Raw genomic sequence first — 11,501 nt, 5'->3', positions numbered from 1 at the left:
TCAAGCGTGGGCTGCTCGGCGTCTCTCAGCGGCGCCCGGCGGCGAAGCGGACCGCCTCCTCGGCGGCGCGGAACAGGCCGCGCGCCTTGGCCCGCGTCTCCTCGTATTCCGCCACCGGGTCGGAATCGGCCACCACGCCGCAGCCGGCCTGCACATACATGGTGCCCTCCTTCACCAGCGCGGTGCGCAGCGCGATGCAGGTGTCCATGCCGCCATCGGCGCCGAAATAGCCGACGCCGCCGGCATAGAGGCCGCGCCGCGAGGGCTCCAGCTCCTCGATGATCTCCATGGCCCGCACCTTCGGCGCGCCCGAGAGCGTGCCGGCGGGGAAGCCGGCGGAGAGCGCCTCCAGCGCGCCCACGCCCGGCCGGGCCTTGCCGCGCACCTCGCTGGCGATGTGCATCACCTGGCTGTAGCGCTCGATGTTGAAGCTCTGCGTCACCTTCACCGAGCCGATCTCGGCCACGCGCCCGACATCGTTGCGGCCGAGATCGAGCAGCATCAGGTGCTCGGCGCGCTCCTTCTCGTCTGCCAGCAGCTCCTTCTCCAGCGCCAGGTCCTGCTCGGGCGTGGCGCCGCGCGGGCGGGTGCCGGCGAGCGGGCGCACCGTCACCTCGCCATGCCGCAGCCGCACCAGGATCTCCGGGCTGGCGCCCACCGCCGCATAGCCGCCGAAGTCGAAGTAGAACAGGAAGGGCGCCGGGTTGATCCGCCGCAGCGCGCGGTAGAGGGCGAAGGGCGGCAGCGCGAAGGGCACCGAGAAGCGCTGGCTCGGCACCACCTGGAACACGTCGCCGGCGCGGATGTATTCCTTGGCCCGCTCCACGGCGGCCAGGAAGTCGGCCTTCGTGTAGTTGGAGGCGGGCTCGGGCAGGGCGGGCAGGTTGGCCGGCGGCGCCGGGCGGGGCAGGGGGCGGTCCAGCGCCGCCTCGGCCTCGTCGAGCCGCGCCTGGGCGGCGTCCCAGGCGGCCTGCGGGTCGAGGCCGGGGAAGACCGGCGCGCAGAGCGTCAGCGTGTCCCGCACATGGTCGAACACGGCGATCAGCGTCGGCCGCATCATCACCGCCTCGGGGATGCCGAGCACGTCCGGCCGCAGCGCCGGCAGGCGCTCCATGTGCCGCACCATGTCGTAGCCCAGATAGCCGAAAAGCCCGGCGGCGATCGGCGGCAGCCCGGCCGGCAGCGGCAGGCGCGCGGCCTCGATGGCGGCGGCGAGGCTCTCCATCGGCGCCGCCGCCTCGGGGACAAAGGCGTGCGGCGCGGAGAGGGCGTGGCGGTTGATCTCGGCGCGGCCGTCGCGGCAGCGCCAGACGAGATCGGGCGCCATGCCGATGGCCGAGTAGCGCCCGCGCGCCGCGCCGCCCTCGACGCTCTCGAACAGGAAGGCGTTGGGCTGCCCCTGCACCAGCTTCAGATAGGCGCCGACCGGCGTGTCGAGGTCGGCCACCCGCTCGCGCCACAGCACCTGCCCCTGGCCGGCGCCGAGGCCGGCGGCAAAGGCGGTGAAGTCGGGGCCCTGGGTCGGGCTGGTGGAGGGAGCGTTCATCGGTTGGCGACCTGACCGAGCATGTTCTCGTTGTAGGTGACGTCGCCGCGGGCGCGCAGCGCGTCCAGATACTGCACCTCGAGATCGGCCAGCATGGCCTGCTCCACGGCGTCGCGGGTGCGGCCGAGCGCCAGCGGGTCGCTGTCCGGGTTGAAGGGCAGCACCTCCAGCACCTGCGCCACGGCGAAGCCGTTGCCCGTCTCGGCCATGGTGGCGGCGTTCGGGGCGGTGGCGAAGAGCGGCTGCACCAGCTCCGGCGGCAGGCCCGACTGCGGCTGCGGCTGCCGCCCGAAGGGGCCCACGCGGCGCGTGGCGAGCCCGGCCTCGCGCGCCGCCTCGGCCAGCGGCTTGCCGCCCTGCACGGCGGCCAGCAGCCCGGCGGCGCGCTCCTCCACCGAGCGGCGGCGGGCATCGGCGGTCCAGGCTTCCAGCACCTGCTCGCGCACCGTCTCGAAGGGGCGCAGCGCGGCGGGGATCACCTCGCGCAGCTCGAAGGCGAAGAGGGCGGTCTGCCCGGCCTCGGCCAGGCGCGGCATCTGCCCCTGCTCGGCGGCGAAGACGGCGCGCAGCGCGATGTCCCGCGCGCCACCCTCCAGCGGCAGCGCGGCGGGCTGGCCCTCGCGGTCGCGGCCGCGGGCGTCCAGCGTCACCTCGGCCAGGGCGAGGCCGAAGCGCGGCGCCAGCTCGGCCAGGGTGGCGCCGCCGGCCAGCGCGTCCTCCACCTGGTTGGCGCGCTCATAGGCGAGGTCGGCGGCGCGCTCGCGCTTCACCTCGGCCTCCACCTGGGCGCGCACGGCGTCGAAGCCGCGGCTCTCGCCCGCCTCGATGCCGGTGACGCGCAGCACGTGCCAGCCGAAGGGGCTCTGCACCGGGGCGCTGACGCCGCCTTCCGGCAGAGCGAAGGCGGCCTCGGCCAGCGCCTCCACCGGCAGCCCGGCGCGGTCCAGCGTGCCGAGGGCGAGGGCCTGGCCGCCCGCCTCCTGCGCCGCCGCCTCGATGGCGGCGAAGTCGGCGCCCTTGCGCCAGCGCGCGGCGATGCCGGCGGCCTGGGCCTCGTCCTGCACCAGCACCTGCTCCAGGGTGCGGCGCTCCGGCACCTCGAACTGGCTGCGGCGCGCCTCGTAGGCGGCGCGCAGCTCCGCCTCGGTGGGCTGCACCTCGGCCGCCAGCGTCTCCGGCGAGAGCACGGCGATGGTGGCGCGCCGGTATTCGGGGGCGGAGAAGCGGTCCGGGTTGTTCTCGTGGTAGCGGCGCAGCTGCGCCTCCTCCGGCGCCGCCGGCTCGGGCGCGGCGGCCAGCGGCAGCAGCACCAGCTCGGCCACGCGCTGCTCGCGCTCCCAGGCCAGCAGCGGGCGGGTCAGCGCGTCCGGCGCGGCGGCACCGGCGCGCACGGCGCCGACCAGCTGCTGGCGGCGCAGATCGTCGCGCAGCAGGCTCAGGAAGCCCGCCTCGGAGAGGCCGTTGTTGCGCAGGAAGCCATCCAGCAGCGGCCGGCTGAAGCGGCCATCGGCGCCGTGGAAGGCGGGGATGGAGAAGACATAGTCGCGCAGCGCGGCCTCGGGGGCCACGATGCCGAGGCGGCTGGCCTCCTGCCGCTGCACGCGCTCCATCACCAGCCCCTCCACCGCCTGGCGGGCGAGGGCGGTGGCCATCGGCGGCGTCATCTCGAAGCCGGCGCCGAGCTGGCGCTGCACGCGCTGCATCTCGCGCCGCGCGGCCTCCTGGGCCTCGGGCAGCTCAATCGGCTCTCCGCCCACGCGGGCCACCGCCCGGTCGGTGCCGAAGTTCCGCACGATGTCCTCGATCCCCCAGATGGCGAAGGACAGGATGAGGAGGACGAAGAGGCCCTTGGCGAACCAGGTACCGGCAAGGCGGCGCAGTGCAGTGAGCATCGTATTCCGCGACTGATGAAGGCGGGCGGACCATAGGGAAAAGGCAGGCGGTTGCCAAACACCGGCGCCGCCTGTAGCGCGGCACGGCAACACTTTGTTCACCACGGACCGCCCGACAGGCAGAAGGAGACCGGGAATGACCCCAGGCGTGCGCCCGCTGATCGCCGGCAACTGGAAGATGCACGGCACCCTGGCCGAGGCCACCGCCCTGGCCTCCGGCGTCGCCGCCGGCGCCACGGAGAAGGCGGAACTGCTGGTCTGCCCGCCCTTCCCGCATCTGGTGCCGGTGGCCGAGGCCCTGCGCGGCAAGGCCGTGGCGCTGGGCGCGCAGGACTGCCACGCCGCCGCCAAGGGCGCCCATACCGGCGACGTGGCGGCCGCCATGCTGAAGGATCTCGGCGCGGCCTATGTCATCCTCGGCCATTCCGAGCGCCGCGCCGACCATGGCGAGAGCGACGCCGCGGTGAAGGCCAAGGCGGAGGCGGCGCTGGCCGCTGGCCTCGTGCCCGTGGTCTGCGTGGGCGAGAGCGAGGCGCAGCGCCTCTCCGGCGAGGCCGAGGCGGTGGTGGCCGGGCAGCTCGCCGGCAGCCTGCCGGAGGGCTTCGCGGCGGCCGGCGGCGTGGTGGCCTATGAGCCGGTCTGGGCCATCGGCACCGGGCGTACGCCGACGGAGGACGACATCGCCGCCATGCACGCCCGCATCCGCGCCGAGCTGGAGAAGGCGTTCGGCGAGGCCGGCAAGACGCTCCGCATCCTCTATGGCGGCTCGGTCAAGCCTTCCAACGCCAAGGGCATCCTGGCCCTGCCGCATGTGGATGGCGCGCTGGTCGGCGGCGCCAGCCTGAAGGCGGAGGATTTCCTGGGGATCGCCGCCGCTCTCTGAGGCGGGCGCTTTTTTCCGGAGGGGGGCGGACCCCGCCCCCCGTCTTTTTTGTCGGCGGGGGAATTGGCGGCGGCCGCGCCCGGCGCGAGACTGCCGCCATGACCCAGGACCAGACCGCGCGGGTTCTCGCCGCGCTTGATTCCGCCCGCACCGCCACCGAGGCCAGCCTGATCGACTGGCTGCGCATCCCGAGCGTGAGCGCCCAGCCCGCCCACGCCCCGGATTGCCGCCGCGCCGCCGAGTGGCTGGCGCGGGAGCTGATCGGCCTCGGCTTCGAGGCCGGGCTGCGCGAGATGCCGGGCCACCCGGTGCTGATCGCCACCCATCCCGGCCCGGGGCCGGACGCGCCGCACATCCTCATCTACGGCCACTACGACGTGCAGCCGCCGGAGCCGCTGGAGCTGTGGGACAGCCCGCCCTTCGAGCCGCAGGTGGTGGAGGGGCCGCGCGGCCCGCGCCTCGTCGCCCGTGGCGCGGTGGACGACAAGGGGCAGGTGATGACCTGGCTCGCCGCGCTGCGTGCCTGGAACAGCGTGGCCGGCGGCCCGCCCGTGCGCGTGACGGTGCTGGTGGAGGGCGAGGAGGAGATCGGCAGCCCGAACCTGGAGGCGGTGCTGGCGGCCGAGAAGGACATCCTCTCCGCCGAGATGGTGCTGATCAGCGACACCAACATGTGGGCCCCGGGGGCGCCCTCGCTCACCGTCAGCCTGCGCGGGCTGGTCTACACCCAGATCGACCTGCGGCTGGGCGACCGGGACCTGCATTCCGGCCTGTTCGGCGGCTCGGCGGCGAATGTGCTGAACCTGCTGACGAAGATCCTGGGCGAGCTGAAGGACGAGGAGGGCCGCATCCAGATCCCCGGCTTCTACGACGGGGTGCAGGAGCCGACGGCCGAGCAGCGCGCCGCCTGGGAGGCGCTGGGCTTCGACGAGGCCGCCTTCCTCGGCGCCCAGGGCCTTTCCGTGCCGGGCGGCGAGCGCGGCCGCAGCGCGCCGGAGCGCCTCTGGGCGCGCCCCACCGCCGACATCAACGGCATCTGGGGCGGCTACATGGGCGAGGGCTCCAAGACCGTCATCGCCTGCGAGGGCCATGCCAAGCTCTCCTGCCGCCTGGTGCCGGGGCAGGACCCGCAGAAGGTGATCGAGGGCATCCGGCAGTTCGTACAGTCCCGCCTGCCGGCGGATGCGAGCTTCGAGCTGCAGGTCTTCGCCGGCGGCCCGGGCATCTCGATCCCGATGGAGTCGCGTTTCGTGCAGGCGGCGCGGGAGGTGCTGGCGGAGGAGTTCGGCCGCCCGGCGGTGCTGGCGGGCGGCGGCGGCTCGATTCCGGTGGTGTCCAGCTTCAAGTCCATCCTGGGGCTGGACAGCCTGCTGATGGGCTTCGGCCTGGACGACGACCAGGTGCACAGCCCGAACGAGAAGTTCGAGCTGTCCTGCCTGCATGCCGGCGCCCGCAGCCATGCCCGCCTGCTCGGCCGCCTGGCGCGGAAGGACTGAAGGCGGGGTCCGGGGTGACACTGTCACCCCGGCGGAGGGGTGTGGGGAGGCCGCGCCTCCCCACGGCGCTCAGGCGGCGAGCGCCTTGCGGGTCAGGGAGAGCGTCTCCTCGATCATCGGCGCCGTGACGCCGAGATGGGTGCAGGCGCGGATGCGCCCGCCCAGCATGGAGAGCTGCACGCCCTCCATCCGCAGCCGCTTCACCAGCTCGCCCGCCGCCAGGCCGGTGCCGGTGGGGTCGAAGAAGACGAGGTTGGTGTCCGGCTCCTCGACGGTGATGCCCTCGATCTGCCGCAGCCCGCGGGCGAGCGCCCTGGCGTTGGCGTGGTCGTCGGCCAGCCGGTCCACATGGTGGTCCAGCGCGTGGATGCAGGCGGCGGCGCAGATGCCGGCCTGGCGCATGGCGCCGCCCAGGCGCTGCTTCCAGCGCCAGGCCTCGCCGATGAACTCCTCCGAGCCCGCCAGCACGGCGCCGAGCGGCGCGCCAAGGCCCTTGGTGAAGTCCAGCCACACCGTGTCGAACCCGGCCACCATCTCGGCGGCGGGGATGCCGCTGGCCACCACCGCGTTCATCAGCCGGGCGCCGTCCATATGGGTGGCCCAGCCCTGCTCGCGCGCCACGGCCACCACCGCGTCCAGCTCCGCCTGCGGCCAGACGGCGCCGCCGCCGATATTGGCGGTCTGCTCCACCTCCAGCAGGCTCTGCGGCGGCGCATGGCGGCTGCGGGGGCGGATGGCGGCGCGCAGCGTCTCGGCGCTGAACATGCCGCGCTCGCCCTTCAGCGGGTTGATCTGCACGCCGGCCAGCGCCGCATGGGTGCCGCCCTCGCTGCCCAGGATGTGCGCCGTCTCATGCGCCAGCACCTCCTCGCCAGGGCGGCAATGGGTGAGAATGGCGATGACGTTGCACATGGTGCCGGAGGGCAGGAACACCGCCGCCTCCTTGCCCAGCAGCGCCGCCATCCGGTCGCACAGCGCGTGGACGGTGGGGTCGTCGCCATGCTGCTCGTCGCCCATCTCTGCCTCCATCATCGCCGCCTTCATGGCGGGGGTGGGGAGGGTCTGGGTGTCCGAGTAGAGGTTGATGCGGATGGGCGGCGCCCCGGCGGGCGGACGAGCGGGAGCATGCACCATGGGGCGGGACCTCGTGGATGTTGCGGGAGGATCAGTCGTTCATGTCGCGGATGGCCGCGCGCAGGCGGCGCCAGCCCAACCAGGCAAGCGGCAGGGCCGGCAGCAGGATCGAGACGAGAAGCGCCTCCCACGGCCAGTCTGCCAGCCAGCCAGGGCCCTCACGCCGCCAGAGCAGCAGCCCGATGGCGGCGCAGAGCATCAGGGCGAGGATCTTCGGCATGGCGCGGGGCAGCATGCCAGCCCGCACCGGCCGCGTCAGCCCCCCCCTTCTTGCCGGTTCCTGCCCGTCAGGCGCCTGCGGCGGGGTTGCCGGGCACGGGCTGGGCTCCGCCGGCACGTCCGTCCCGCCCATAGAGCGCCATGGCGCGGCGCTCGAAGGCGCGCACCATCAGCCGCACCGCCTCGTTGAACACGGTACCGATGACGGCCTGGAGGAGCCGCGACTTGAACTCGAAATCGACGAAGAAATCGACCTCGGTGCCGGCCTCCACGGCGGTGAAGGTCCAGTTGTTGTTCAGGTAGCGGAAGGGGCCGTTCTCGTAGCGGACCCGCACCGCGTGCGGGCGCTCCAGCACCACGCGGGAGCGGAAGGTCTCGCGGAACATCTTGAAGCCGATGGTCAGGTCGGCCAGCAGCTCCGTCTCGGTCTGGGAGACGATGCGCGCGCCCACGCACCAGGGCAGGAATTCCGGGTAGCGGCGCACATCCGCCACCAGGTTGAACATCTGCTCCGGCGTGTAGCGCAGGATGCGCTTCTCGGCATGTGTCGGCATCAGGCGGCGGCGCCCGCCAGCGCACGGCCCGCCAGCCTGGCGTTGCGGGCCTCGCGCAGCGCCGCGAAATCCCGGTCCGCATGGTAGGAGGAGCGGGTCAGCGGCGTGGCGGAGACGAGGAGAAAGCCCTTGCCGCGCGCCATCCGGGCATAGTCCTCGAACTCGGCGGGCTCCACGAAGCGGTCCACCGCCGCGTGCTTGATGGTGGGCTGCAGGTACTGGCCGATGGTGAGGAAGTCGATCTCGGCGCTGCGCATGTCGTCCATCACCTGGAGGACTTCCGGCCGCGTCTCGCCCAGACCCACCATGACGCCGGACTTGGTGAAGATCGACGGGTCGAGCTGCTTCACCCGGTCCAGCAGCCGCAGCGAGTGGTAATAGCGGGCGCCGGGGCGGATGGTGGGGTAGAGCTTCGGCACCGTCTCGAGGTTGTGGTTGAACACGTCTGGCCGGGCGGCCACCACCACCTCCAGCGCGCCATCCTTGCGCAGGAAGTCGGGCGTCAGGATCTCGATGGTGGTCTCGGGCGCGGCGGCGCGGATGGCGGCGATGACGGCGGCGAAATGCGCGGCGCCGCCATCGGCCAGGTCGTCGCGGTCCACGCTGGTGATGACGACGTGCCGCAGGCCGAGCTTGGCCACGGCATCGGCCACGCGGCGCGGCTCATCGGCGTCCAGGCTTTTCGGCATGCCGGTGGTGATGTTGCAGAAGGCGCAGGCGCGGGTGCAGATCTCGCCCATGATCATCATGGTCGCGTGGCGCTGCGACCAGCACTCGCCGATATTCGGGCAGGCGGCCTCCTCGCACACCGTCACCAGCTTGTTGTCGCGCATCAGGTTGCGCGTCTCCTGGTAGATCGGGTGCGTCGGCGCCTTGACGCGAATCCAGTCCGGCTTGCGCTTGATCGGGTTGTCCGGCCGGTGCGCCTTCTCGGGGTGGCGCAGCGGGGCCGCCGCCTGGGGGGGCAGGGCCACGGGCTTCACGGTGCCCTCGGCGTTGGAAACCGCGCCGCCGGCCCGGTGGTCGATCAGGATACGGGTGGCCATTCGGAACCCCGGCTGTAGGGAAGGCGGCGGCCCCACCCTGCCGGGAGCGGCCGCCGCCTGCCATGATCTATGAAGGCAGTCTTGCCCCGCAAGCCAGCGCGGGGCCTCTTGCCGCTAGATGTGGATCACCCGGCCATAGGCATCAAGCACCGACTCATGCATGGCTTCCGAGACGGTGGGGTGGGGGAAGACGGTGTGCATCAGCTCCGCCTCGGTGGTCTCTAGGGTGCGGGCGATGGTGTAGCCCTGGATCATCTCGGTCACTTCCGGGCCGACCATGTGGGCGCCGAGCAGCGCGCCGGTCTTGGCGTCGAACACCGTCTTGACGAAGCCCTCCGGCTCGCCCATCGCGATCGCCTTGCCGTTGCCGATGAAGGGGAAGCGGCCCACCCGCACCTCGTGCCCGGCCTCCTTGGCGCGCGCCTCGGTCAGCCCGACGGAGGCCACCTGCGGGCGGCAGTAGGTGCAGCCGGGGATGTTGGTGACATCCATGGCATGCGGGTGCATCCCCGCCATCGCCTCCACGGCGATGATGCCCTCGTGGCTCGCCTTGTGGGCCAGCCAGGGCGCGCCTGTGAGGTCGCCGATGGCCCAGACGCCCGGCTCGCCGGTCTGTCCATAGGGGTCGGTCACCACATGGGTGCGCTCGACCTTCACCTTGGTGCCCTCGAGGCCGATATTCTCGACATTGCCGACGATGCCCACGGCGGAGATCAGCCGGTCCGCCTGGATCTCCTGCACCTTGTTACCGGCCTCGATGATGGCGGTGATGCCATCGGCCGATTTCCGCACGCCCTGGACGCGGGCGCCGGTGATGATCTTCATGCCCTGCTTGGCGAAGGATTTCTGCACGAAGGCGGAGACCTCGGCATCCTCCACCGGCAGGATGCGGTCCATCACCTCCACCAGGGTCACCTCGGCGCCCATGTTGAGGAAGAAGGAGGCGAACTCGCTGCCGATGGCGCCCGAGCCGATGACGATCAGCTTCTTCGGCATGATGTCCGGCGCCAGCGCCTCGCGGTAGGACCAGATCAGCTTGCCGTCCGGCTCGATGCCGGGGATGACGCGGGCGCGCGCGCCGGTGGCCAGCAGGATGTTCTTCGCCTGCAGCTCCGCCGCCGGCTTGCCGTCCTTGCCCGTCACCATCAGCTTGCCAGGGCCGGCCAGCTTGCCGCTGCCGTCGAACACGGTGACCTTGTGCTTCTTCAGCAGGCCCTTGACGCCGGAGGAGAGCTGCGAGGCCACCTGGCGGGAGCGCTTGACCACCTTGGCGAAGTCGTAGCGCACATTGTCCGCCGCGAAGCCGTACTGGTCGAGGCTGTGCAGCAGGTGGTTGATCTCGGAGGCGCGCAGCAGCGCCTTGGTGGGGATGCAGCCCCAGTTGAGGCAGATGCCGCCCAGATGCTCGCGCTCCACCAGCGCGACCTTCATCTTGAGCTGCGCGCCACGGATGGCGGCGACGTAGCCGCCCGGGCCGCCGCCCACCACCACCAGGTCGAACTGTTCGGCCATGTTTTCCGGTCCCTTCAGGGCGGGGCCTTCAGCCGGCGAGCGCCTTCAGCGCGTCGCCGGAGAGGCGTTGATCGGTCCATTCCACGCGCCCGACCGCGCCGATCCGCCGGTAGAAGGCGATCGCCGGCTCGTTCCAGTCGAGCACGTTCCATTCCATCCAGGCATGGCCGCCCTCCACCGCCCGCTTCGCCAGGGCGCGGAAGAAGGCGAGGCCGATGCCGTACCGCCGGCGCTCCGGCACGATGAACACATCCTCCACCCAGATCCCGGCGCGGCCGGCGAAGGTGCTGAAGGTCTCGTACCAGAGGCAGATTCCCACCGCCTCGCCGTCGATCTCGGCGATCAGCCCCTGGATGCGGCGGGTGGCCAGCGCGCCGTAGTAATCCTGCGCGCTGGCGGTGACCTCGTGCTCCAGCTTCTCGTAGGCGGCGAGGCCGCGCACCAGGGCGAGCACCGCCTCGGCGTCGCGCGGCTTCGCCTCGCGCAGCGTGAAGCCGGGGCCGCCGCTCACAGCATCAGGCTCACAGCATGAGGCTCAGGGGGTCCTCGACCACCTTCTTGAAGGCGGCCATCCACTCGGCCGCCAGCGCGCCATCGACGACGCGGTGATCGACCGAGAGGGTGCAGGTCATCACCGTGGCGATGCCGAGCGCCCCATCCTTCACCACCGGCCGCTGCTGCCCGGCGCCGACGGCGAGGATGCCGCCCTGCGGCGGGTTGATGATGGCCGAGAAGCTGGTGACGCCATACATCCCCATATTGGAGATGCTGAAGCTGCCGCCCTGGAACTCCTCCAGCTTGAGCTTGCCGGCCTTGGCGCGGGCGGCCAGGTCCTTCATCTCGTTGCTGATGGCGGCCAGGCCCTTCTGGTCGGCCTTCTTCACGATCGGCGTGATCAGCCCGTCCGGGATCGACACGGCCACCGAGATGTCCACGTCGTGGTACTGGATGATCGCGTCGTCGGTCCAGGAGGCGTTGACGTTCGGGAACTGGCGCAGCACCCGCGCGGCGGCCTTGATGATGAGGTCGTTCACCGAGAGCTTGAAGGCGCCAGGGCCGTCCTTCGGCGCGCGGCCGTTGAGGTCGGCGCGCAGCTTCAGCAGCGCATCCAGCTCGATGTCCATCGAGACATAGAAGTGCGGCACTGTCGCCTTGCTCTCCGCCAGGCGCTTGGCGATGACCTTGCGCATGGAGGAGTTCGGCACCGCCGTGTGCGGGG

General features: G+C 72.1%; 11 protein-coding genes. 2 read left to right on the top strand and 9 right to left on the bottom strand.

What is annotated here, in order from left to right:
- Nucleotides 1-25: 25 nt before the first annotated feature.
- Entirely contained in the window at nucleotides 26-1,546 is a 1,521-nt protein-coding gene (gene trpE, locus ACZJYS_RS08250) for an anthranilate synthase component I (RefSeq protein ID WP_493177088.1), read from the bottom strand.
- Nucleotides 1,543-3,438: a peptidylprolyl isomerase gene (locus ACZJYS_RS08245; protein WP_493177087.1), complete on the bottom strand. Its 1,896-nt coding sequence runs from the start codon at nucleotides 3,436-3,438 to the stop codon at nucleotides 1,543-1,545. The genes trpE and ACZJYS_RS08245 overlap by 4 nt, the downstream gene beginning before the upstream one ends.
- A 148-nt stretch (nucleotides 3,439-3,586) precedes the next feature.
- Here ACZJYS_RS08245 and tpiA point away from each other — a divergent pair, with 148 nt between their 5' ends.
- Together tpiA and ACZJYS_RS08235 are read left to right on the top strand one after the other, a co-directional pair.
- On the top strand, nucleotides 3,587-4,321 hold the full coding sequence (gene tpiA / locus ACZJYS_RS08240; protein WP_181378247.1) for a triose-phosphate isomerase: 735 nt from the start codon (nucleotides 3,587-3,589) through the stop codon (nucleotides 4,319-4,321).
- A 98-nt stretch (nucleotides 4,322-4,419) separates the two neighbouring features.
- On the top strand, nucleotides 4,420-5,817 hold the full coding sequence (locus ACZJYS_RS08235; RefSeq protein ID WP_493177085.1) for a dipeptidase: 1,398 nt from the start codon (nucleotides 4,420-4,422) through the stop codon (nucleotides 5,815-5,817).
- Between the two features lie 69 nt (nucleotides 5,818-5,886).
- Here the strand turns inward: ACZJYS_RS08235 and ACZJYS_RS08230 are convergent, their stop codons facing one another.
- From ACZJYS_RS08230 to ACZJYS_RS08200, 7 genes are all read right to left on the bottom strand, one after another.
- Nucleotides 5,887-6,951, bottom strand: a complete 1,065-nt coding sequence (locus tag ACZJYS_RS08230; protein ID WP_379648412.1) for a threonine aldolase family protein — start codon at nucleotides 6,949-6,951, stop codon at nucleotides 5,887-5,889.
- 31 nt (nucleotides 6,952-6,982) lie between these two features.
- Nucleotides 6,983-7,186, bottom strand: a complete 204-nt coding sequence (locus ACZJYS_RS08225; RefSeq protein WP_109518598.1) for a hypothetical protein — start codon at nucleotides 7,184-7,186, stop codon at nucleotides 6,983-6,985.
- Between the two features lie 52 nt (nucleotides 7,187-7,238).
- The gene (locus tag ACZJYS_RS08220) at nucleotides 7,239-7,724 is read right to left on the bottom strand and encodes a type II toxin-antitoxin system RatA family toxin (protein ID WP_109518599.1); all 486 of its coding nucleotides are present in this window, start codon (nucleotides 7,722-7,724) and stop codon (nucleotides 7,239-7,241) included.
- The gene (gene lipA, locus ACZJYS_RS08215; RefSeq protein WP_109518600.1) at nucleotides 7,724-8,770 is read right to left on the bottom strand and encodes a lipoyl synthase; all 1,047 of its coding nucleotides are present in this window, start codon (nucleotides 8,768-8,770) and stop codon (nucleotides 7,724-7,726) included. Before lipA ends, ACZJYS_RS08220 begins: the two co-directional genes overlap by 1 nt.
- 114 nt (nucleotides 8,771-8,884) lie before the next feature.
- Nucleotides 8,885-10,282, bottom strand: a complete 1,398-nt coding sequence (gene lpdA, locus ACZJYS_RS08210) for a dihydrolipoyl dehydrogenase (RefSeq protein WP_493177078.1) — start codon at nucleotides 10,280-10,282, stop codon at nucleotides 8,885-8,887.
- 28 nt (nucleotides 10,283-10,310) lie between these two features.
- Entirely contained in the window at nucleotides 10,311-10,793 is a 483-nt protein-coding gene (locus ACZJYS_RS08205; RefSeq protein WP_493177077.1) for a GNAT family N-acetyltransferase, read from the bottom strand.
- 10 nt (nucleotides 10,794-10,803) lie between these two features.
- Nucleotides 10,804-11,501 (bottom strand): 2-oxo acid dehydrogenase subunit E2 (locus ACZJYS_RS08200; protein WP_493177076.1); only part of this gene is annotated, 698 nt, incomplete at its 5' end.

This window comes from Roseomonas sp. TS2 (assembly GCF_058833935.1).
This window is presented reverse-complemented; position numbering and strand designations above follow the sequence as displayed.